This window comes from Acidovorax sp., assembly GCF_046294525.1.
Lineage (GTDB): Bacteria > Pseudomonadota > Gammaproteobacteria > Burkholderiales > Burkholderiaceae_C > Acidovorax.
In genome coordinates, this window is sequence record NZ_JBKBKQ010000003.1 from 136,431 (window position 1) to 158,577 (window position 22,147).

The following is a 22,147-nucleotide window of genomic DNA, read 5'->3' on the forward strand; positions in this document are numbered from 1 at the left end:
TCACTGCGCCGCAGCAAAGCTTTCAATTGTAGAGTGGCCCCATGACGAATCTCCCCGCGCCGCTGCGCGACCCGGCCCCCATGCTTGAGCGCGCCCTTGCCGAATGGGGCGGCCACGACGACCTGTGGGTGTTTGGCTATGGCTCGCTCATCTGGCGGCCGGACTTTGACTACGCCGAGCGCCGGCCCGCAAAGGTGCACGGGTGGCACCGCGCCCTCAAGATGTGGAGCCGCATCAACCGTGGCACGCCCGAGTGCCCTGGCCTGGTGTTTGGCATGCTCTCGGGCGGCAGCTGCCGCGGCATGGTGTTCCGTGTTCCGCGTGCGCACGCCCAACAGGTCATGGTCAACCTTTGGCAGCGCGAGATGGTCACTGCCGTCTATGACCCGCGCTGGCTGACCTGCCACACGCCGCAGGGCCCCGTCAGCGCCCTCGCCTTCACTCTGTCCCGCAAGAGCCCCAATCACACTGGCGTGCTGCCCGACCACGAATACAGCCGCATCTTCGAGCAGGCCACGGGCCGTTATGGCACCACACGCGACTATGCCCAGGCCACGTTTGACGAACTGCGCCGGCACGGCATTCACGACCGGGCGCTGGGCCGCCTGATCGCGTTGGCTGCAAAAAAAGAGGTGTAGTTATCTGCGCGCATGGCTAGGATGGCGCCACATCACACCGGAAGCGCCTGCGGCAGGCCCATGCCTCCAGCGTCTGGTGTTTGCTTTTGTTGTCCCACTTTTCCAAGGAGTCCCGGCCATGACGACCCAACCGTTTTCCCCTTTGCTGATGCTCTCTAGCGCCGTGGCGGCGCTAGCCCTGTCGGGCTGCGCGTCGCACCTGGAGGGCTACCGCGCCGTGGCCAAACTGGAGCCCACGCGCGGCAACACCACCCACGGCACGGTCACATTTGTGCAGCGCGGTGACCACGTGCGTGTGCACGGAGAAATCCGCGGCCTCAAGCCCAATGCCGAGCACGGGTTTCATATCCATGAAAAAGGGGACTGCTCCAGCGGCGATGGCATGAGCGCTGGAGGGCACTTCAACCCCACCACCAAGCCTCACGGCCACCACGGCGCGGGCGAGCACCATGCAGGCGACCTGCCCAGCCTGAAGGCCGACAAGTACGGCGTGGCGGCCTTCAGCTTTGTGTCCAAGACCATCAGCGTGCAGGGCCCGGTGACCGACGTCATCGGCCGCGGCCTCATCGTGCACCGCGACCCCGACGACTACACCACCCAGCCCACCGGCAACGCCGGCCCACGCCTGGCCTGCGCAGTGATCGAGAGCCAGCCGGTCAAGCGCATCTGACCGGCTGACACGGCTGGCTGCAAAGCCCCCTCGGTGCAGTGCGGCGGGGCGCTTTGAGCCACGAGCCGCAGTCCCTCAGCGCTATCGCGACAACGGGCCAAACACCGGCACCGGGCCTTGGGGGGCCGCAGACGCCTGGACTTCCGCTGGCGAACCCTCGGCGGGCGCTGCATGCGACGCGGTGGCCGGGAGGGGATTTGTCTGGCAGCCAATCAACATGGCGGCAAATGGGGCAACGACGAATGCGATTGCGTGTGTGCGCATCGAAATGCTTCCTTTTGGGGTCATGGGTTGAGTGAGAGCCGGCAAAGCCGGTGACGGGCCATCCGTCAGCGACTACGGAATCGCGGCGTTTCAAAAAGTTTCGCAGCTCATTCATGGCGAATCATCACTGCCCGCCCCTGCCGTCTTTCCTCAGTCACCTGCCCTAACAGCGCCGCGCAGCGCCAGGATGCGCTCCGCCCGTCTCAGGTCGCCGACCGTGTCCACATCGGTCACGGTGCCCACGTCTTCCACACTCACCTGCCGCAGCCTGCCCTGCTGGGCGTACTGGCGGACGATACGGGCCGCGCCCTGTTCCCCAGTCAGCGCCATCAGTTCTGCGCCACACGCCGACGCGAAACCCACGGGGTGCCCGCGTTCGCCCTGGTACGCCGGCTGCACCACCGCAGCGCCCTCGGCAGCGGCGGCTTGCAGGGCGCAGGCCATGTTGCGCAAAGTGCCGGGCAGCACCAGCGGCAGGTCGGCCGGCAGCACCAGCCAGCCGTTGGCACCGGCCGTGGCGCGCACGGCGGCCGCAATCGAATCGCCCATGCCCGGGTGTCCAGCGTCCTCCGCGTGCCAGGCCAAGCCGCTGGCGCGCACGGCGGCCAGCGTGTGCTCCAGCACCGTGGTGCTGCCCAGCGGTGCATACAACTTGTGCGTTGCGCCCCCCGAGGCTTTAAACCGCTCGCCCCGGCCCGAGGCCAGGACCAGAACAACAGGGCCGGGTGAAGATGAAGCAAGCATGGGTTGGGGCAATGTGCGGCGCGGTCACCGATTCTAGAAATACGGAATGCACCTTCGCCACGCACCGGTCAGGAAGGTGCTACGAACTCAAAACGCCCCGCTGGACACCGAAAAATCCGCCTGCCTCACCGCCAGCGCATGCAAGGCACCCACCAGCGGCCGCACGTCGTCGCGCCGGTGGTGCAGCGCGTAGTCCAACTGCCCCAGCGGCACGGGGCTGGGCAAGGCTGCCAACGCACCCCGCGCACACAGCGTCTGCGCCCACCCTTGTGGCAGCAAGCCCACGCCCATGCCCTGGGCCAGCAGTCCCACGATGGCGCCCCAGTGATTGCACACCACACGCCGGTGGATGCGCGCACCCGCCTGCCGAAGCCACTCGTCGATGAGGTGATTGACGCCCGAACCCAGCGGCAAGCTCACCAGCGCATGCTGCTGCAGCGCCGCTGCGTCCATCTGCGGCAGCTTGGGCGCGAGTTGCGCACCCGCGCACCAGATGAAGCCCGCTTGCGCCAAGGGCGCAGACGTGAGCGCGCTGCGGGTGGCGGGGCCGGCGATGACGGCGGCATCCAGCTCACCCTTGTCCAGCCGCTCTGCCAGGGCCGCGCCCACATCCACGTGCACCGACACCTCCAACGCCGGGTGCGCATCTGCAATGGCAGCAACGCAGCGCGGCAGCCAGGTCAGCGCGGTGAGTTCGCCCACGCCCAGTCGGCAGGGGCCGCGCAATCCGCTGGCGCTGCCCATCTCCTGCTGCAGCCGGTCGGCCTGCTGCAGCAAGCCGCCTGCCAATGGCAAAAGCCGTGCGCCCGCATCTGTCAGCACCGCGCGGTGCCCGGCACGGTCAAACAGCGCCTGGCCCAGCGATCCTTCCAGCTCTGCAATGCGTTTGGACAAAGACGACACCGACAGGTGCACACGCTCTGCCGCAAGTGCAAAACTGCTGCAGGTGGCGGCCCAATAGAAGGCTTCAAGCTGCTTGAGGGTCATGCGGCTATTTTCGCGTTAGCGAACATTGCGTTCCCAATAATTTCGCTTTCTTGCGCAAAGGGGTGGCGCCACACTCGGCGCAAACCTGCTGCTGTATCACATCACTGCCATATCGGAGCCGCCGTGCCCACCTCGTCATCTGCCACCCCGTCACCCCCATCCTCATCTCCATCGCCAGCGCCCGTCTCAACCCGTAGCGTCAGCGACAACAGCAGCAGCGCATGGCAAGCCTTCAACGGCACCCGCCGCAGCGGGCGCACGCGAAACCTGCTCGCGCTGGACGACTTCGAGCCCGCAGCGCGCCGCGTGCTGCCGCGCCCGATCTTTGGCTACGTGTCGGGCGCAGCAGAAGACAACCAGGCGCTGGATGACAACCGCCGCGCGTTTGCCGAGCTGGCCCTCGTCCCCCGCGTGCTGCGCAACGTGGCCGTGCGCGACCAGGGCGTGACCCTGTTCGGCAAACGTTACGCCAGCCCCTTCGGCATCGCCCCAATGGGCATTGCCGCCCTGTCGGCCTACCGCGGCGACATCGTTCTGGCGCGCGCCGCCGCAGCAGCGGGCATACCGGCCATACAAAGCGGCAGCTCGTTGATCCGGCTGGAGGAAGTGATGGCCGCGGCCCCCGGCACCTGGTTCCAGGCTTACCTGCCCGGCACGCCCGAGCGCATCGACGGGCTGCTGCAGCGCGTGGTGGCCGCAGGCGTGGAGACCTTGGTCGTCACCGTGGACATCCCAGTGGCCGGCAACCGCGAGAACAACATCCGCGCAGGCTTTTCCACCCCCCTGCGCCCCAGCCTTCGCTTGGCGTGGGACGGGCTGGTGCGCCCACGCTGGCTGGCCGGCACGCTGCTGCGCACCCTGGCGCGGCACGGCATGCCGCACTTTGAAAACTCGTTTGCCGAACGCGGCGCGCCCATCCTGTCATCGCGCGTGCAGCGCGACTTTGCCGCGCGCGACCATTTCGACTGGAGCCACATCGCCCACATCCGCCGCCAATGGCAAGGCCCGCTGGTCGTCAAGGGCATCCTGAGCCCGCACGACGCCGCCCTGGCCCGGCAGCACGGTGTGGACGGCATCATCGTGAGCAACCACGGCGGCCGCCAGCTTGACGGCGCAGTGGCGCCGCTGCGCGTGCTGCCTGCCATCGTTGAACAAGCGGGCAGCGGCATGACCGTGATGCTGGACGGCGGCATCCGCCGGGGCACCGATGTGATCAAAGCTATGGCGCTGGGGGCGCAGGCGGTGTTTGTGGGCCGACCCTTTAACTACGCAGCAGCGGTGGATGGAGAAGCAGGCGTGGGGGCCGCTATTGAACTGCTGAGTGCAGAGGTCGACCGGAACCTGGCGATGTTGGGCGTCACGACCTGCGCCGACATCGGGCAAGAGCACCTCTTGGACCGGCGAGCACCGTGGGGGACTGCGGCGCTGGCTTCTCTCCTGCTACCTGTCAAAGGCGGTGTCGAAACGCAATGACGCGCAGAGGCATGCGCACCATTACCAATTCGTAGACGTAAAGTTTTTTGGGCAAAAGACAGTTCTCAAAAAAAATAAAGAACCGCTGATGAAAACATTTCTCTGGCGGCAAGTTCTTTGGGCCTTGCGCGCGTTATCGCCATGCTGGGCGTTGAGCACAAACGAAACGCCGCAGGTAACGATGCTGCCACGCTGGTGTCAACGCAATTTGATGTGAAGAGATTGCGGCACCGAATTCGCAGCCACCCCGTTCACTTCAAAAACGATAGCTGCCAGCGCTTGCCAGTAAGCGCCAGAAGCACTTTTGATTAAGTGAGTCAAGCTGACTGACCGCAGCGCCGAGGACGGCTTCAGGCTGGTTGCTGTCGCTCAACATGCAATCGTTGAACGACTGCTGCGATCGAGAGCAGACAGTGAAGAACATCACCGGGCGTTTTCCTGAACCGCAAGAACTGACACAGCTACCGTGGTCACTCGTGGACACCTGCATCTAGAAGGCGCATCGTGTTTGTCCAGCAACTCGATTGGAGGCCATTATGGAATCCGTTGCAGCCGTCGTTCATCGCGAGCCTTGGAACAAGGGAAAGATCGTTGGTCAGAAGGCGCCATTCAAGCCTAAAGACATCTGGGCGCTGCGCGTGCGCCTTCAGATGGAAAACCGCTTGCGCGAGCTTGCGCTCTTCAATCTGGGCATAGACAGCAAGCTACGCGGATGCGACCTGGTCGCCTTGAAGGTCCGAGACGTTTGCCATGGCGACCAAGTCGCTTCGCGAGCAACGGTCATGCAGCACAAAACTCGTCGCCCCGTCCAGTTCGAACTGACAGGGACCACTCGCGAAGCGCTTCGGCAATGGATCAAGGCCACTAAGCTGAAATCAGAAGACTTTATCTTCCCCAGCCGACTTCACAAGTCTCCGCATCTCGGGACTCGTCAGTACGCCCGAATTCTAGGGCGCTGGGTGTTGCAGCTTGGTTTGGATCCAGCGGAGTATGGAACACACTCCATGCGACGAACCAAAGCTACTCTTATCTACCGCAGGACCAAGAATCTGCGTGCTGTCCAGCTACTACTAGGCCATTCAAAAATCGAGTCAACTGTCCGCTACCTTGGCATTGAAGTCGATGACGCTCTGGAGCTCTCCGAACAGACTGAGATCTGAAGACGTTCACGCAGCAAACTTGGCTTTCGCGGACGGCAATATGGGCGGTGCTGCAAACAACGGTGATTGTGGAGTCGTGCAAAGTTATTTGGCTTTGGGTAGGCAGTTGCACCAGCGCTACTGAGGTGTCGTCACTTTGTCCGCAGTGGGTACCTGGTTCGAACCAATGCGAATGGCTCGACCAGCCTCAACCTGTTGAAAGCGCTGGCCAAACCGTTTCGAAAATGTCTGGATCATCTCGTCACTCGTATCATGCGTACCGACAGCCAAGAACTGGATGCCCGCTGAATCCAACATATCCATTTCGGCTAGTACTTGATCGCGCTGGAGTGGGGAAAATGGTCCATCGCCTGACGCAAAAAATCGCTGCACATCGATCCCCATCATCCGCATTCGGCCCTCTGGGACAGGAAAGTGGAGGTCGCCGACGATTCCATAGATTGGCTCTGCGAACGCTTCGCGAACTCTTTGGAGCAGTTTGGGAATCGTTTGGTGTCCACAGCCCACGATCACGATCAATCCCTTGCCCGCTACGTTCACAACCAGAGCTTGCTCGTCGATCCGCCCAATGAAGAGACTGCGGGGGATCGGCCCAGTGGACGCGACACCGGCGAAAAGCCGTTGAGGCTTGTCAAGCACCTCCACCTTCATGCCAGGGTGAGACATTTCCAATGGTGCAATCAACGTTTTTCCCGTCATGTCCACGCCTTCGGGACTCATGCTGAACGTTCGGGCTCGCTCCGCTGCAGCGCCGCCCACGTGATCCCGGTGGGCGTGGCTGATAAAAACTGTATCGATGCTTGAGGGCAATATTCCCATCATGCCCATGTTGTGAAGCAGCGGTGATGGCGTCGTCTGTTCGCGGTTCCAGCCAACATCAAACAAGATTGTCCGGTCGTCCGTTTGGATTAGATAGGACACGCCTGCCTCGGTCTGCAGATCTGGAGCAAGAGCATGTCGGTTTACCAGCGGCAAGATTTCAAGGGATGTTGACTCCCCCAACCCCAATACCTTCTCCACACGCAAATTGGACCATTCGTGCTCCAGAGCCGTTGCTTGGACAGCCCGGCGCGAGTCCTGCCAAGCTAACGCTGCCAACCCCAGCAGTGCAATGAGCACCAGCAGTGCGAGTCGTCGCATTACGTGGTACCAGATACTATCTCCGACAAAGTACCTTGCCAGATCACTCGGCATGGCAGAGGACTTGAGGGGGTTCACGCTTGTCAGACCAGGATTCCCCACAGGAACCCAACCGATCAGCCATCCAGGAACCACCATCATCAGGCGGCGCAATTGCCCCATGGCATCGGCCACGTCGCCGCGGCGCCAAGCCATCCGCATCATCCATACATGAGTGACCAAATGGGGAATCAAGTAGCGTTGTCCCAGGATGTGGGCACGAACCGCATGTCGCGTAGCACTATCCTCGTCGCCAGCAAGGTAAGCAGACCTCATCAGGTCCATCTCATTTTGGTATGCCCGTCGGGCTGATTTGAACTGCGGCGCTTCTCTGGGATGATGAGTTGTATTCATGAGAAGGATTTGATCAGTGCGTCATGATCGGGGCTTGAACAAACCGGCTATCGCAGCGCGCCGTACGGACCAAGGCGGTGGCCACGCATTTGTAGCCTCGATTCCAGATGAGCCTGTGGTAGAGCAGCGATTGCTGCCACGGTTGGGCATTGGACCGGGCTGGGCAATCTATGTGGGACCAGTGCAGCAAAATAGGGCACACCGCCACCATCTGGTTCAAATCGCGTGGTCGCCCATCGCCGCTTTTGAGCTTGTCGCCGGCCCCTACAGAAGGCGAGCCGCCGGGCACGTCGTTGATGCCGGTGCCCCACATTGCCTGCAGTCAACAGAGGCAGTGCGACTCCTGTTTCTTGACCCCGCCATGCCTATTGCAATGCATTGGCGCAGTATTTCGCGCGGGAATGCGTGCGAAATATCGATTTCAATGGTGCAAGAGCTAGAAGCACGATTACACCAATGGGACTTTGCCAGTGCTGGCGAACCCCAAGATGGGCCTTCTCAAGGGCTCCGTGAACTGGCGCTCATGGACTGGTTAAAAGTCGAGCTGGATCAGCCTCTCCGGGCGCTGGACGCAGCCCAGATCGTAGGCTTGTCGGAGGGGCGGTTTCTGCACTGGTTCAAGCAGAAGTATGGGCTTCCCTTTCGGGCGTATGTGCGATGGCTAAGGCTCCAAGAAGCGCTGCGACGCCTTGCCGGGGGATCCAATTTGACTCAAGCGGCGCACGCAGCTGGGTTCTCAGACAGTGCGCATCTCAGTAGAACTTTTGCGACTAGCTTTGGCATCGCCCCACGCGGCTTGCACAATGTTGAGATCACGCTATCTCAATCGGGCGGTCCTCGTTTGGATGGGATACCGGGCACATAGGTTGGCCGAGTTTCGATCATTTTTGCAGCCTTCAATGCCCTCGGAATAGGACCGTCCCGCAAATTCGCTGGTTATTACAGTGAGTAGAATGCGCGGAATTCATGCGCCGCTTGCTTCTCATCTTTTTGCTGGTGTTCACGCCGCTCCAATCCATCTGGGCGGCTGCATCACCCTATTGTGGGCACGAAGTGGCGCCGCAAGCAGCCCACTTCGGTCACCATGTGCATGACCACGAAGGTGACTCTGCCGCAGAGGATTCAGCGCAAACTCAAGCCACTGAAACGTCCGGCCACCAGGCGCTGGCGAGTTTCACTACTGCCGACATGGATTGTCATGCGTGCCACGGCGCTGGAAGTGGTTTGATTTGGACCTCGGGCGTTCACGCCCTGGCAGTTGATGCCTCCCGTCCTGCGCACCAAGTGCTTCAAGCATGGGTGCGGCCCCCGCTCTCCCGCCCCGAACGCCCCAACTGGTCTGTCCTCGCCTGAGCGGCGAGGCGGGCGCTGGGTAGCCCCTTCCTGACGATTCCATGTTGCCTTGAAAAGCAGCATCGGTGCGCACCTGCGCACCAGGCATCGGGCCTTGCCGATTTCAATCTTGTGGCTCACGCCACTGCAGAGGAATCGGATGCAACATACGAGAAAAACGAACGACGCACCATGGTTATCCATGGCGGCCGTGGCCCTGGGATGGGCGCTGGCCGGCAGTGCCGCGCTGGCCCAGCCGCCGGCAACACCGCTCACGCTCACGACCCTGTTCGATAGGGCCTGGGCGCAGCAGCCCGAGGCGCAGTCGGCTGCACTGCGGCGCGAATCGGCGCAGGCCGCGCGCAGCGGCGCTTCGTCCTGGACGGCCGAGCCCGCGGCCCTGGAGCTGCAGGCCAAGACCGACCGGCCCGGCAGCAACCAGGGCAGCCGTGAATACGAAGTGGGCGTGGCTCTGCCGCTGTGGCTGCCCGGAGAGCGCGCACGCAAGGCCGCGCTGGGGGATGCCGAGATCAAGGCCGTGGACAGCCGCCGCCTGGCCGCGCAGCTGCAACTGGCCGCCACCGTGCGCGAGGCCTGGTGGGCCTTGCAGCGTGCGCAGGCGGAGCTGGGCCTGGCCCAGGACCGGCTGCAGAACGCAGAGCGCCTGGCGGCCGATGTGGCGCGCCGTTTCAAGGCTGGCGACATGTCGCGCGCCGACCAGTCCCAGGCCGACGGCGCCGTGGCCCAGGCCGAAGCGGCCGTGGCCGAGGCCATGGGCGCACGCGATGCGGCGCAGGCCGCCCTGGCGGTCTGGGGTGGCGGCGCGGAGCTGGCCGACGGGGCAGAGCCCGAGGCCGTGCCCGGTGCCGGCCTGCCCGCCGACCACCCCGCCGTGGCCGACTGGCAGGACCAGGCCGAGGTGGCGCGCCGCGCCGCCGACCTGGCCGCCGTGCAGACGCGGGCCAACCCCGAACTGACCGTGGCCGCCACGCGCGGGCGCGAGCAGTCGGGCGAGCGTTACCTGCAAACCTTCACCGTGGGGGTGCGCGTGCCCCTGGGTGGTGGCGACCGGGCGCGCGCCAGGGAGGCCGCCGCGCGCGCTGACGCGCTGGACGCCGAAGTGCGCGCCCGCGTGGAGCAGGACCGTCTCGCTGCTGACGTGGCCGCGGCTTCGGCCCGCGTGAAGGCCGCCCAGGCCCAGCGCGAGGCCATGGCCCGCCATGCGGCCCTGGCACGCGATGCGCGCGGCTTCGTCGACAAGGCCTTCCGCCTGGGCGAGGCCGACTGGCCCACGCGCCTGCGCGTGGAGCTCGATGCCGTGCAGGCAGAGCGCCAGCTCGCGCGTGCCCGCATCGATGCCGCCGCTGCCGTGTCCACCCTGCGCCAGGCCCTGGGCCTGTTGCCGCAGTGAGCGCCCAGCCTGTCCCATCCCCATTTCTGTGACCACCATGCAAATCCTTTCTCTTCTTTCCACACTGGGCCTGGCCCTGGTGCTGGGCCTTGTGCCGCCGGCAGTCCATGCCGATGCCGGCCATGACCATGGCGAAGCCCCCGCTGCCGCTGCCGGCCCTGCCATGCCGCGCTTTGCCGCCACGTCCGACCTGTTCGAGCTGGTGGGCGTGCTCGACGGGCAAAAGCTGGCGCTCTACCTCGACCACGCGGGCGACAACAGCCCCGTGAAGGAGGCCCAGCTGGAGCTGGACATTGCCGGTACGCGCGTGCCTGTCACCCGCGTCGCCGAGGGCGAGTTCCAGGCCGCGCTGGCCGCACCGCTGGCCGAGGGCGTGAGCCCCGTTACGGTCACCGTGGTGGCCGGCGCCGAGACCGACCTGCTGGCCGGCGAGATCGATGTGCATGCCGCTGCGCATGCCCATGCCGAGCCTGCGGGCCGGCGCAACGCGCTGGTGGCCGGTGCCGTGGGCGCCGTGCTGCTGGCCCTGGGCACCGTGTGGGGTCTGCGGCGCAGCCGCGCCACCCGTGTTGGAGGTGTCGCATGAAGCGCTCACTTGCAACCCGCGCCCTGGCCGCCTTGCTGGTGGCCGCCGGCCTGTACGCCCCCCTGGGCGCGGTGGCCGGCGAAGGCCATGACCATGGTGACGCCCCTGCGGCCGCCGACGGCAATGGCCCCAAGCGCCAACCCGATGGCAGCGTGTTCCTTCCCAAACCCGCGCAGCGCCAGCTGGGCGTGCGCACCCTGGTGGCGGCCGAGGGCCGGCACCCCAAGGCCTTCGAGCTGGCCGGCACGGTGGTGATGGACCCGAATGCCGGCGGCAAGGTGCAGGCCGCTCTGGCGGGCCGGCTGGAGGCAGGGCCCAAGGGCCTGCCCGGCGTGGGCCAGGCGGTGCGCAAGGGCGAGGTGCTGGCCTATGTGGTGCCCACGGCAGGCGCCATCGAGCGCTCCAACCAACTGGCCCAGCAGGCCGAGCTGCGCGCCGCGCGCGACCTGGCTGCACGCCGCGTGGCGCGTTTGAAGGACTTGGCGGACACCGTGCCGCGCAAGGACATCGAGGCGGCCGAGAGCGAGCTGCAAAGCTTTACCCAGCGCCTGGGTGCGGTGGGGGCTGGCCTGGCAACGCGCGATGCGCTGGTGGCGCCCGTGTCGGGCGTGATCGCCTCGGCCAACGCCGTGGCAGGGCAGGTGGTGGATGCGCGCGAACTGCTGTTCGAGGTGGTGGACCCTTCGCGCCTGCGCGTCGAGGCCCTGGCCTACGACACGGCGCAGGCCCACAGCGTGGCCGGTGCCACGCTGGCCGTGGGCGGGCAGCGCGTGCCGCTGCGCTTTCTGGGCGCGGCGCGCAGCCTGCGCGACCAGGCGCTGCCGCTGCAGTTTGCGGGCGACTCGGCGGTGCTGGGCACCCTGGCCCTGGGCCAGCCCGTGCGCGTGTTCGTGCAGTCCACCGAGCAGGCCGCCGGCGTGCAGGTGCCCGTGGCCTCGCTGCTGCGCAACCCCGCGAACCAGACCATCGTCTGGGTCAAGGAGTCGCCCGAGCGCTTCGTGCCGCGCGTGGTCACCTACGTGCCGCTCGACGGTACTTCGGTGGCCGTGACCTCGGGCCTCAAGGCCGGTGACCGCGTGGCCACGCAGGGCGCCACGCTGATCAACCAGGTCCGCTAGGAGCCACCACCATGTTCAAGTGGCTACTCGAAAACAGCCTGGCCAACCGGCTGCTGGTGCTCATCGCGGCCGGCGTGCTCATGGCCTATGGCGCCTTCACGCTCACGCGCACGCCGGTGGACGTGTTCCCCGACCTCAACAAACCCACTGTCACCCTGATGACCGAGGCCGGCGGCATGGCCGCCGAGGAGGTGGAGCAGCTCATCACCTTCCCGCTCGAAACCACGATGAACGGGCTGCCCGGCGTGGAGAGCGTGCGCTCCACCTCCAGCGCGGGCCTGTCCTTCATCTACGTCACCTTCGACTGGAGCACCGACATCTTCCGCGCGCGGCAGATGGTGTCCGAGCGCCTGTCGTCCATGGAGGAGGGGTTGCCCACGGGCGTGACACCGCGCATGGGTCCCATCAGCTCCATCATGGGCGAGATCATGCAGGTGGCGATCCCCATCGACGTGCAGCGCACCACGCCCATGGCCGTGCGCGAGTACGCCGACTGGGTGCTGCGCCCGCGCCTTCTGGCGATAGCCGGTGTGGCGCAGGTGATACCCATCGGCGGCGAGGTGCGCCAGTTCCAGGTGCAGCCGCAGACGGCACGCATGGCGGAGCTGGGCATCACGCATGACCAGCTCACGGGCGCGCTCAAGGGTTTCTCGGCCAATACCTCGGGGGGCTTTCTTGAGCTCAACGGGCGCGAGTACCTGATTCGCCACCTGGGCCGCACCTCGCGCCTGGAGGACCTGCAGAACCTGGCGCTCACCGCGAAGAACGGCCAGCCCGTGCTGCTGCGCCAGGTGGCCGAGGTGACCTTCGCCGCTGCCCTCAAGCGTGGGGACGCGGGCTTCGAAGGCAAGCCGGCCGTGATCCTCGGCATCCAGAAACAGCCCACGGCCGACACCATCGCGCTCACGCGCAGCATCGAGGCAGCGCTTGGCGACCTGAAGAAGTCGCTGCCCGCGGGCATGGAGGCGCCGCGCGTCACCTTCCGCCAGGCGAGCTTCATCGAGGCCTCGGTCACCACCTTGCAGGGCAAGCTCATGGGCGCCTCGGTGTTCGTGGCGGTGATCCTGTTCGTGTTTCTGGGCACGCTCAGGCCCACGGTCATCGCGCTCACGGCCATTCCGGTGTCGATCTTCATCACGGCGCTGGTGTTCAAGTACTTCGGCCTGTCGATCAACACCATGACGCTGGGCGGACTGGCCATTGCCATTGGCGGCCTGGTGGACGATGCTGTGGTGGACGTGGAGAACGTGCTGCGCCGCCTGAAGATGGACCGCGCCAAGCACCCGAACCATCGGTTGCACCCCATCGAGGTGGTCAAGCTCGCGTCGATGGAGGTGCGCTCGGGCATCCTCTACGCCACGGCCATCATCGTGCTGGTGTTCCTGCCGCTGTTCGCGCTGCCGGGCATCGAGGGGCGGCTGTTCGTGCCCCTGGGCATCGCCTTCATCGTCTCCACCGTGGCTTCGCTGCTGGTGTCGGTCACTGTCACGCCGGTGCTGGCCTTCTATCTGCTGCCACGCATGAAGAACCTGGACCATGGCGACACGCGCGTGGTGGCCTGGCTCAAGGCGCGCTACCGCAGTGGGCTGCTGGGCGTGCTGGCGCGCCCGCGCATCGCCATGGCCGTGAGCGCGGTGGCCGTGGTGCTCTCGGTGGCGGCGGTGCCGTTCTTTCCGACCACCTTTTTGCCACCCTTCAACGAGGGCACGCTGCTCATCGGCATGCGCCTGAACCCGGGCGTGACGCTGGCTGAGTCGGCCGCACTGGCCAGCCAGGCCGAGGTGCTGGTGCGCCAGGTGCCCGAGGTCACGCACGTGGGCCGGCGCAGCGGCCGGGCCGAGCTGGACGAACATGCCGAGGGCGTACACGTGAGCGAACTCGACGTGGGCCTGCTGCCTGCGGCCGAGCTGAAACGCAGCATGGCCGAGGTGCAGGCCGACATCCGCAGCCGGCTGGCGCAGATGCCGGCGGCGATTGCCATCGGCCAGCCGATCTCGCACCGCATCGACCACATGCTTTCGGGCGTGCGTTCACAGATCGCGATCAAGCTCTTCGGCGAGGACCTCGACACCCTGCGCGGCCAGGCCGATGCGCTGCGCGCACGCCTGGCCAGCATTGACGGCCTGGCCGACCTGGAGGTGGAAAAGCAGGTGCTGGCGCCGCAGATCACCGTGCGCGTGGACCATGCCGCGGCCGCCCAGTACGGCGTGCCCGCAGCGCAGGTGCTGGCCACGCTGCAGGGCCTGGTGGAGGGAGAGAAGGTCACTCAGATCGTTGAGGGCAGCCGGCGCTTTGCGCTGGTGGTTCGCCTGCCCGAGAGCGCGCGCTCACTCGAGGGCCTGGCGCAGATCATGATCGAGACCCCGCGCGGGCGGGTGCCGCTGTCGCGCCTGGCCAGCATCGAGGACGGCGACGGCCCCAACCAGATCAGCCGCGACGACGGCAAGCGCCGCATCGTGCTCTCTGCCAACGCGCAGGGCCGGGCGCTGTCCGACGTGGTGGCCGACATCCGCCGGGTGGTGGGCGAGACGCGCCTGCCGGATGGGTACTTCATCACCCTGGGCGGCCAGTTCCAGGCGCAGGAGGAGGCCAGCCGCCTGGTGGGCATGCTGGCCATCGTCTCGCTGGTGCTGATGTTCGTGGTGCTGTACACGCGCTACCGCTCGGCCACGCTGTCGGCACTGATCATGGCCAACATCCCGCTGGCGCTGGTGGGCGCTGTGCTGGGGCTGTGGATCTCGGGCCAGCCACTGTCGGTGGCGGCGCTGATCGGCTTCATCACGCTGGCCGGCATCTCGGTGCGCAACGGCATTTTGAAGGTGAGCCACTACCTGAACCTGATGCGCGTGGAGGGTGAGAACTTCGACCACGCCATGATCGTGCGCGGCTCGCTCGAACGCCTCTCCCCCGTGCTCATGACGGCCCTGGTCACCGCCTTCGCGCTGGCCCCGCTGCTGCTGGAGGCCGAGCGCCCCGGCACCGAGATCTTGCACCCGGTGGCGGTGGTGATCTTCTCGGGGCTGATCAGCTCGACCCTGCTCGACACCTTCCTCACCCCCGCTCTGTTCTGGCTGTTCGGCCGCCGCGATGCCGAGCGCCTGCTCGATGACAAGAACGCCGAGGCGTTTTGAGCTTTCTGTTCTCTATTTCTCTAGTTTTCCATCCACCCTTTGAAAGGACCATCATGAAAACCACAACCCATCTCTTTGCCGCCCTGGCTCTCGCCGTCAGTGTCTCCGGCACAGCGTTTGCCGCAGGCGACCACGCCCATGGCCACGACCACAAGCCGCTACACGGGGGTATCGTCGTCGAAGCTAACGACATGGACTACGAACTGGTTGCCAAGCCCGACACCCTCACCCTGCACCTGCGCGACCACGGCAAACCCGCCAAGACCGAAGGCGTGAGCGCCAAGCTCACTTTGCTGAACGGCACCGAAAAATCCGAAGCCATGCTGGCGCCCGCAGGGGACGGCAAGCTGGAAGCCAAGGGCACGTTCAAGGTGACCGCAGGCACCAAGGTGGTGGCGCTGGTGACACTGCCGGGCAAGAAGCCGGCGAATGTGCGATTTGCGGTGAAGTAGCGTTTGACGAAAGTTCTAGTGGGGCACGCGCTGCGGTAGATGTTGCTCGTCGCAGTGCGGCAAATGCGTGCAAAAAGTAGGCCTCACGGCAGGGATTTCCCGTGCGAGGGGATCCAGCACTCTGTGTGTGTCTGCCACTGTACGCCACGCGTCATGGTCTCGTTCGCGCAGGACAAAGAATCTACATTTGCATCCCCCTTGACTCTAAAGTCACTCCAAGGTTTCTAATTCAGATATGAATTCAGATACCAGCACCCCATCCAGCGTAGTTGACACCTGTTGCTCTTCAGGCTGTTCCAGTCCTCCCTCCGCGCCCCCCGCGACCACACATCACCCGGATGAAGGCAAGCTGTTCAGAATCGCCACCATGGACTGCAGCGCTGAAGAGTCGGAGATTCGGCGGGCGTTGGAACCTATAGACGGAATACGCTCTTTGGGCTTCCAACTTGGCGCGCGAACCCTGAAGATCGATGCGGAGGATCGCGCCTTGCTGTTGTCTCTCGACGCCATCCGCAAAGCGGGCTTCGACCCTCAACCGGTGGCCGCTGCAGCTACCGCCACGGGCAGTCCGGGCCGATGGTTTCGCATTGCCACAATGGATTGCAGCGCCGAAGAAGCTGAGATCCGCCGTGCTCTTGAACTTCTGCCTGGAATCCGTTCATTGGGTTTTCAGCTCGGCGCGCGGACGCTGAAGATCGATGCTGACGAAAGCGCGTACCCGTTGGCACTCGACGCCATTCGCAAAGCGGGCTTTGATCCGCAACCCATTGCAGACGCTGGCGGGACTGAGGGTGGACACACGGCTGGGGCCGCCGAAGGAGAAAACCATGAGCATGGTTTTTCAAGTGGCATATCGCGTCTGGTGGCGGCGCTGGTGTTCGCCACAGGGGCGGAGGTTCTTTCATTCTTCGCACCCGACCAGATGGGCTGGAAAGTGGCCGGCATGGTGATCGCCGCCTTAGCCATCTGGCTGGCCGGCATCGACACATACAAGAAAGGCATGGCGGCACTGCTACGCGGAAAGTTGAACATCAATGCGCTGATGTCAGTGGCCGTCACCGGCGCGTTCCTCATTGGGCAATGGCCTGAAGCAGCAATGGTCATGGCCTTGTACGCCATTGCCGAACTGATCGAGGCCAAGGCGGTGGACCGGGCCCGAAACGCCATCAAGGGCTTGCTGGACCTAGCGCCAGAAGAGGCTTTGGTTCAAGGAGCCAATGGCGCGTGGTCCACCACCCCGGTCGCTTCTGTAGCCATCGGCGCGACCGTGCGCATCAAGCCGGGCGAACGGGTACCGCTTGACGGCAAGGTGACCAAGGGCACTGGAGCGATCAACCAAGCTCCGGTGACTGGCGAAAGCATCCCTGTGGACAAGGCGCCTGGCGATCCCGTGTTCGCTGGCACGATTAACGAAACCGGTGAACTGGAGTTCGAGGTCACCGCCTTGTCCAGCAACACCACTCTCGCCAGGATCATTCAGGCCGTTGAGCAAGCGCAAGGCACACGCGCCCCGACACAGCGCTTTGTAGACCGTTTCGCCGCCATTTACACGCCTGCGGTCTTCGCCCTTGCGGTGGCAGTGGCCGTACTCACCCCCTTCCTGATGGGCCTGACCTGGCTGGAGGCGCTCTACAAGGCTCTGGTTCTGCTGGTAATCGCCTGCCCTTGCGCCCTGGTCATTTCCACGCCCGTCACAGTGGTGAGCGGCCTTGCCGCTGGCGCTCGCCGTGGCATCTTGATCAAGGGCGGAACCTACCTGGAAGACGCCCGGCTCCTGAAGGCCGTAGCGCTCGACAAGACCGGCACCATCACCGAAGGCAAGCCAAAGCTGGTGAAGTGGCAGGTGTGGGGTGCGGGCGATGAGGCTGCCACCCAAAAGATGGCGGCGAGCCTCGCCGCCCGTTCAGATCATCCTGTCTCCAAAGCCATCGTCCAGGGACTAGAAGTGGCGGGCCCTGAGGCCGAGAACTTCAAGGCATTGCCTGGCCGCGGGGTCGGAGGTGTGGTCAACGGTGTGCGCTTGATGCTAGGCAACCACCGTCTGATTCATGAGCAAGGTTTGTGCGGTCCAGAGCTGGAGGCGGAGCTAGCCACCCACGAGAAGCAAGGCCGCACGGTAACTCTCCTGGCAGACGAGTCGCGCGTATTGGCGCTCTTTGCGGTCGCGGACACTATTCGGGAGACGTCGAAACAGGCCATCGTTGACCTCAAAGCGCTGGGCGTGACGTCGGTAATGCTGACTGGGGACAACACTGCTACGGCAAAGGCCATTGCTGCTCAATCTGACATTGAAGACGCGCGGGGCGATCTGCTGCCAGAAGCCAAGCTCGAAGCCATCAAAGAAATGCAGAAGCGTTATGGCGCAACCGGAATGACCGGCGATGGGATCAACGATGCGCCCGCGCTCGCGCAGGCCGACATCGGGTTTGCCATGGGCGGGGCCGGGACCGACACGGCAATGGAAGCGGCCGATGTAGTCATCATGAACGATGACCTGCAGCGCGTGGCTGAGACGGTGAGGCTGTCCAAGCGAACGCACGCCGTGCTATGGCAGAACATCACCCTTGCGCTGGGCATCAAGAGCGTATTCCTTGTAATGGCGGTAGTTGGCAGTGCAACCATGTGGATGGCGGTGTTTGCAGACATGGGCGCCAGCTTGCTGGTGATGGGCAATGGCCTGCGCCTGCTTCGGGGCGCACGTGTGGGCCATGATTCCAAGGTCGTGCGCTCGCAGCCCAAGGAGCCCGCCCATTCCCACTAGGTCCCAGTTAGTAGTAAGGCAACGTATTCAGAGAATGGGAGAGCAGGCTGCAGCTTCGCTCCTGGAGTGCGCGGGCGGATAGTCACTTGCCCAACAAGGAGAGAGATCGGCAACGACTGCTATGGGGCTAACACCGTGAATTCGGTGTGCCACGTCCACCGACTGCAATCGCTGCATTGCAGCCACCCCTCCCCCGCTTCCTGTGCCGCTGGAAGCAGGCCGAAAGCTTTCGCCAAACACCACCTCAGCAATACCCGGAACGCTGAGCTGGCGCAACCGAATGAGCCATAAAAAGAGCGCCGGGCTTCCCAAACCCGGCGCTCTCATTCCAACAGGCTTTATCAAGCCACCTTAAACGGCAACTCCCTAGGCGTCTTCCCCGTCAACCTTGCCACCGCGTTCGCAAACGCAGGCGCCAGCGGTGGCAAACCGGGCTCGCCCATGCCGGTAGGCGGCTCGGCGCTGGGCACGATGTGCACGACCACCTGGGGCATATCGGTGATGCGGGGCACGGCGAAGTCGCCGAAGTTGCTTTGCTCCACCACGCCATCCTTCAAGGTGATGGCCGCGCCGGGCAGGCACATCGACAGGCCCATCAGCGCCGCGCCCTGCACCTGGGCTTCCACGCTCTTGGGGTTGACGGCCAGGTTGCAGTGCACGCCCGCCGTCACGCTGTGGAGCTTGGGCGTGCCGTCTTTGCTGACGGAAGCTTCCACCACATAGGCGACCACGGAGCTGAACGACTCGTGCACCGCCACGCCCCAGGCGCGGCCTGCGGCGAGCTTCTTTTTGCCGTAGCCGGACTGGTCTACCGCCAGTTGCAGGGCGGCCTTGTGGCGGGGGTGCTTGTCGCCCATCAGGCGCAGGCGGTAGGCCACGGGGTCTTGCTCGGTGGCGCGGGCCACTTCGTCGAGCAGGGTTTCCATGGCGTAGGCGGTGTGGGTGCTGCCCACGCTGCGCCACCACAGCACGGGCACGTTGACCTGCGGGTGGTGCACGGACAGGCGCATGGGGATTTTGTAGGGCTCTTTCATGCCCTCCACGGCCGTGGCGTCCACGCCGTTCTTGACCATGAAGGCCTCGAACGGCGAGCCCTTGAGGATGGACTGGCCCACGATGACGTGGTCCCACGCCAGGATGTTGCCCTGGGCATCAAAACCGATCTCGGCGCGGTGCACGTGCATGGGGCGGTAGTAGCCGCCCTTGATGTCGTCCTCGCGGCTCCACAGGGTGCGCACCGGGGCGGTGATGCCTGCGGTGCGTGCGGCCTTGGCCACGCCGCAGGCTTCCACCACGTAGTCGCTGGTGGGGATGGCGCGGCGGCCAAAGCCGCCACCGGCCATCTGGGTGTGCACCTTGATGTTCTGCGGCTGCAGGCCCAGCACCTTGGCGGCGGCCATGGCGTCCAGGCCGGGCATTTGTGTGCCCATCCACAGTTCGGCCTTGTCACCATCGAGTTTGACGGTGCAGTTCAGCGGCTCCATGGGCGCGTGGGCCAGGTACGGAAAGGTGAACTCGGCGCTGATCTTTTGCGGCGCGTTGGCCAGCGGGGCCACATCAGCGGGGATGGCGATGGCGCCGGTTTGCTGCGCCAGGGCGCGGTACTGGGTGAGCAGCTGAGCGGTGTCGGCCTTCTCCACGCCGGCGGTGTCCCATTCCACCTTGAGCGCATCGCGCCCCTGCTTGGCGGGCCAGTAGCCTTCGGCGATGATGGCCACGCCTTCGCCGCCGCGGTCGGTGGGCACGCGCAGCACGGCTTTTACGCCCTTAATGGCCTTGGCGGCGCTGTCGTCCAGCGACTTCACCTTGGCGCCAAACACCGGTGGTCGGGCTACCACGGCGGTGAGCATGCCGGGCAGGCGCACGTCAATGCCGTAGTCCTGCTGGCCGCTGGATTTGGCCTGGGCGTCGAGCCGGCCCGTGGGCTTGCCGATGATGCGGAACTGCTTGGGGTCTTTGAGGGTGATTTTCTCGGGCACGGGCTGCTGCATGGCGGCCTCGGCCAGCGCGCCGTAGCTTAATTTTTTGCCGCCGGGGCCCACCACAAAGCCTGCGTTGGTGCGCAGGGTGGATGCGTCCACACCCCACTGCGCAGCGGCGGCAGACACCAGCATGGCGCGGGTGCGGGCGCCCAGCTCGCGGTACTGGGTGTACGAGTTTTTCAGCGAGTTGGAGCCGCCCGTGAGGTGCATGCCAAAGGCGGGGTCGGCATAGGCGGGGTTGGCGTCGCCGTGCACGCTGCGCACTTTGGCCCAGTCGGCATCCAGCTCTTCGGCCAGGATCATGGGCAGGCCGGTTTGCACGCCCTGGCCAAAGTCCAGGCGGTTGATGGTGACGGTGACGGTGCCATCGGTGTCAATGCGCACAAAGGCCGAGGGTTGCTCGAAGGGCTTGAGCCCGGCGGGCGTAGCTGCGTCCCCGGCGCCCTGGGCGGCAGCCACCAGCGGGTAGGCCCCCAGCGCAAAGCCGGATGCGGCCGCGGCCTTGAGGAAGGTGCGGCGCGCCACGCCCTCGGGGGCTGCGGCGTTTGCTTCTGTATTGATAGCGCCTTGCGCTTGATCCATGAGCGCTACCAGGCCTTTTGGCATGTGATTGCGGGCGGTTTGAGCGTCGAAATGCATGGTGTTCTCCTGCTCGGTGTGCTTAGGCCAAAGACTTGGCAGCGTCGTGGATGGCGGCGCGGATGCGAACGTACGTACCGCAGCGGCACACGTTGCCAGCCATGGCGGCGTCGATGTCGGCGTCGGTGGGCTTCTTCTTGCCCTTGAGCAGCGCGGTGGCGCTCATGATCTGACCGCTTTGGCAGTAGCCGCACTGGGCCACGTCGTGCTTCACCCAGGCGGCGTGCACGGCCTTGCCCACCTTGTCGCCCGTGGCGACGGCTTCAATGGTGGTGATCTTCTGGCCCACGGCGGCAGAGATGGGCGTGATGCATGAGCGCACCGGCGCGCCGTTCAGGTGCACGGTGCAGGCCCCGCACAGCGCTTGGCCGCAGCCAAACTTGGTGCCGGTCATGCCCAGCGTGTCGCGCAGGGCCCAGAGGATGGGGGTGGAGTCGTCGGCGTTGACGGCGGTGTCTTTGCCGTTGATGTTCAGGGTGGGCATCGTGGGTTCTCCGGTGGATGAAGCGAAGCGATTGCGGGAAGGCGAATGTGGGCGTTGTGAGCGCGCTCTGGTTTTAAGAGAATAAAAATTCGATTAAACAGCAAAGTTGGACTTTGTGCACGATGCCGCTACCAGGGCGGCAGCGTCCGATCAGGCTTTGATAGCGTCCCAGCAGAGGCTGAAAGCCATCTGCAGCACCTGCTCGTCATCCGCCAAGGTGCCCGACCGGATCAGGTTGGCCGTCTCGCGCACCGAGCCCACCAGGCTGGCAGTGAGCAGCGGCACGGGCACGGCCTTCAAGATCTCCTGCCGCTGGCCTTCTTCCATCACCGCAAAGAAGCCCGCCATCAGGCGCGTGGAGAACTCGCGGTTGCCCGGTGTAAACCACGGGGAGTTGTAGTACTGCTCCTGAAACACCACTTCGGCGTACTGGTCCAGCCGGTGGCGCAGCAGGTTGCCCCACATGCGGCGCACCTTGGCGCGGTAGGGCAGCTCGGGGGTCACGCCTTCCATGATGCGGACGGCCGTGACGGTCTTGGCGTCCTGGTAGAGCTGGCTGATGAGCTCGTCCTTGGAGGGGTAGTACACATACAGCGTGCTGGTGGCCAGCCCCGCAGCGCGGGCGATCTGGGCCATGGTGAGGCCGCTCAGGCCCGTCTGGGCCACCAGGTCGAAGGTGGCCTGGGCAATGGCGCGCTGTTTTTCGTCGTCTTTGGGTTTCATAGGGACCTGCCACTATAAGCGAATGAATGTTCGGCGCCTTCATTCGCGCGGGCGCATTG

Annotated in this window: 18 protein-coding genes; 11 read left to right on the top strand and 7 right to left on the bottom strand. The window is 65.0% G+C overall.

Annotation, left to right across the window (positions count from 1 at the left end):
• Positions 1-41 precede the first annotated feature (41 nt).
• Both ACK4HJ_RS05100 and ACK4HJ_RS05105 read left to right on the top strand, forming a co-directional pair.
• The gene (locus tag ACK4HJ_RS05100) at positions 42-638 is read left to right on the top strand and encodes a gamma-glutamylcyclotransferase (protein WP_409828302.1); all 597 of its coding nucleotides are present in this window, start codon (positions 42-44) and stop codon (positions 636-638) included.
• A 118-nt stretch (positions 639-756) separates the two neighbouring features.
• Positions 757-1,308: a superoxide dismutase family protein gene (locus ACK4HJ_RS05105; protein ID WP_409828303.1), complete on the top strand. Its 552-nt coding sequence runs from the start codon at positions 757-759 to the stop codon at positions 1,306-1,308.
• A gap of 414 nt (positions 1,309-1,722) precedes the next feature.
• On the opposite strand, the gene ACK4HJ_RS05110 is transcribed toward ACK4HJ_RS05105, so the two are convergent.
• Together ACK4HJ_RS05110 and ACK4HJ_RS05115 are read right to left on the bottom strand one after the other, a co-directional pair.
• Positions 1,723-2,316 (bottom strand): NTP transferase domain-containing protein, encoded by a 594-nt coding sequence (locus ACK4HJ_RS05110; protein ID WP_409828305.1) that lies wholly within the window; start codon positions 2,314-2,316, stop codon positions 1,723-1,725.
• 87 nt (positions 2,317-2,403) lie between these two features.
• A complete protein-coding gene (locus ACK4HJ_RS05115) occupies positions 2,404-3,303 on the bottom strand; it encodes a LysR family transcriptional regulator (protein ID WP_409828307.1) in 900 nt (299 codons plus the stop codon).
• A gap of 123 nt (positions 3,304-3,426) precedes the next feature.
• Here ACK4HJ_RS05115 and ACK4HJ_RS05120 point away from each other — a divergent pair, with 123 nt between their 5' ends.
• Entirely contained in the window at positions 3,427-4,776 is a 1,350-nt protein-coding gene (locus ACK4HJ_RS05120; protein ID WP_409828308.1) for an alpha-hydroxy acid oxidase, read from the top strand.
• Positions 4,777-5,032: 256 nt separating this feature from the next.
• Here the strand turns inward: ACK4HJ_RS05120 and ACK4HJ_RS05125 are convergent, their stop codons facing one another.
• Complete coding sequence (locus ACK4HJ_RS05125; protein ID WP_409828310.1) at positions 5,033-5,200, bottom strand: hypothetical protein; 168 nt, start codon at positions 5,198-5,200, stop codon at positions 5,033-5,035.
• Between the two features lie 112 nt (positions 5,201-5,312).
• Between ACK4HJ_RS05125 and ACK4HJ_RS05130 the strand changes: the two genes are divergently transcribed.
• On the top strand, positions 5,313-5,936 hold the full coding sequence (locus ACK4HJ_RS05130; RefSeq protein WP_409828311.1) for a tyrosine-type recombinase/integrase: 624 nt from the start codon (positions 5,313-5,315) through the stop codon (positions 5,934-5,936).
• 117 nt (positions 5,937-6,053) lie between these two features.
• Here the strand turns inward: ACK4HJ_RS05130 and ACK4HJ_RS05135 are convergent, their stop codons facing one another.
• Positions 6,054-7,469: a DUF3703 domain-containing protein gene (locus tag ACK4HJ_RS05135; RefSeq protein WP_409828312.1), complete on the bottom strand. Its 1,416-nt coding sequence runs from the start codon at positions 7,467-7,469 to the stop codon at positions 6,054-6,056.
• A gap of 523 nt (positions 7,470-7,992) precedes the next feature.
• On the opposite strand from ACK4HJ_RS05135, the gene ACK4HJ_RS05140 reads away from it, so the two are divergent.
• From ACK4HJ_RS05140 to ACK4HJ_RS05170, 7 genes are all read left to right on the top strand, one after another.
• A complete protein-coding gene (locus tag ACK4HJ_RS05140) occupies positions 7,993-8,334 on the top strand; it encodes a helix-turn-helix domain-containing protein (RefSeq protein ID WP_409828684.1) in 342 nt (113 codons plus the stop codon).
• Between the two features lie 627 nt (positions 8,335-8,961).
• Positions 8,962-10,212 carry a TolC family protein gene (locus ACK4HJ_RS05145; protein WP_406561332.1) on the top strand — a complete coding sequence of 417 codons (1,251 nt, stop codon included), beginning with the start codon at positions 8,962-8,964 and terminating at the stop codon, positions 10,210-10,212.
• A gap of 37 nt (positions 10,213-10,249) precedes the next feature.
• On the top strand, positions 10,250-10,798 hold the full coding sequence (locus ACK4HJ_RS05150; RefSeq protein ID WP_406561331.1) for a hypothetical protein: 549 nt from the start codon (positions 10,250-10,252) through the stop codon (positions 10,796-10,798).
• Positions 10,795-11,916: an efflux RND transporter periplasmic adaptor subunit gene (locus ACK4HJ_RS05155; RefSeq protein WP_406561330.1), complete on the top strand. Its 1,122-nt coding sequence runs from the start codon at positions 10,795-10,797 to the stop codon at positions 11,914-11,916. Before ACK4HJ_RS05150 ends, ACK4HJ_RS05155 begins: the two co-directional genes overlap by 4 nt.
• Before the next feature lie 11 nt (positions 11,917-11,927).
• Positions 11,928-15,047, top strand: coding sequence for an efflux RND transporter permease subunit (locus tag ACK4HJ_RS05160; RefSeq protein ID WP_406561329.1), 3,120 nt, complete (start codon positions 11,928-11,930; stop codon positions 15,045-15,047).
• A 53-nt stretch (positions 15,048-15,100) separates the two neighbouring features.
• The gene (locus ACK4HJ_RS05165; RefSeq protein WP_406561328.1) at positions 15,101-15,499 is read left to right on the top strand and encodes a hypothetical protein; all 399 of its coding nucleotides are present in this window, start codon (positions 15,101-15,103) and stop codon (positions 15,497-15,499) included.
• Between the two features lie 367 nt (positions 15,500-15,866).
• Positions 15,867-18,260 carry a heavy metal translocating P-type ATPase gene (locus tag ACK4HJ_RS05170; RefSeq protein ID WP_406561327.1) on the top strand — a complete coding sequence of 798 codons (2,394 nt, stop codon included), beginning with the start codon at positions 15,867-15,869 and terminating at the stop codon, positions 18,258-18,260.
• A 341-nt stretch (positions 18,261-18,601) separates the two neighbouring features.
• On the opposite strand, the gene ACK4HJ_RS05175 is transcribed toward ACK4HJ_RS05170, so the two are convergent.
• The 3 genes from ACK4HJ_RS05175 to ACK4HJ_RS05185 form a co-directional block, all read right to left on the bottom strand.
• The gene (locus tag ACK4HJ_RS05175) at positions 18,602-20,881 is read right to left on the bottom strand and encodes a molybdopterin cofactor-binding domain-containing protein (RefSeq protein ID WP_409828314.1); all 2,280 of its coding nucleotides are present in this window, start codon (positions 20,879-20,881) and stop codon (positions 18,602-18,604) included.
• 22 nt (positions 20,882-20,903) lie between these two features.
• Positions 20,904-21,365: a (2Fe-2S)-binding protein gene (locus tag ACK4HJ_RS05180; RefSeq protein WP_409828316.1), complete on the bottom strand. Its 462-nt coding sequence runs from the start codon at positions 21,363-21,365 to the stop codon at positions 20,904-20,906.
• A gap of 150 nt (positions 21,366-21,515) precedes the next feature.
• On the bottom strand, positions 21,516-22,088 hold the full coding sequence (locus tag ACK4HJ_RS05185) for a TetR/AcrR family transcriptional regulator (RefSeq protein WP_409828317.1): 573 nt from the start codon (positions 22,086-22,088) through the stop codon (positions 21,516-21,518).
• Positions 22,089-22,147 lie beyond the last annotated feature (59 nt).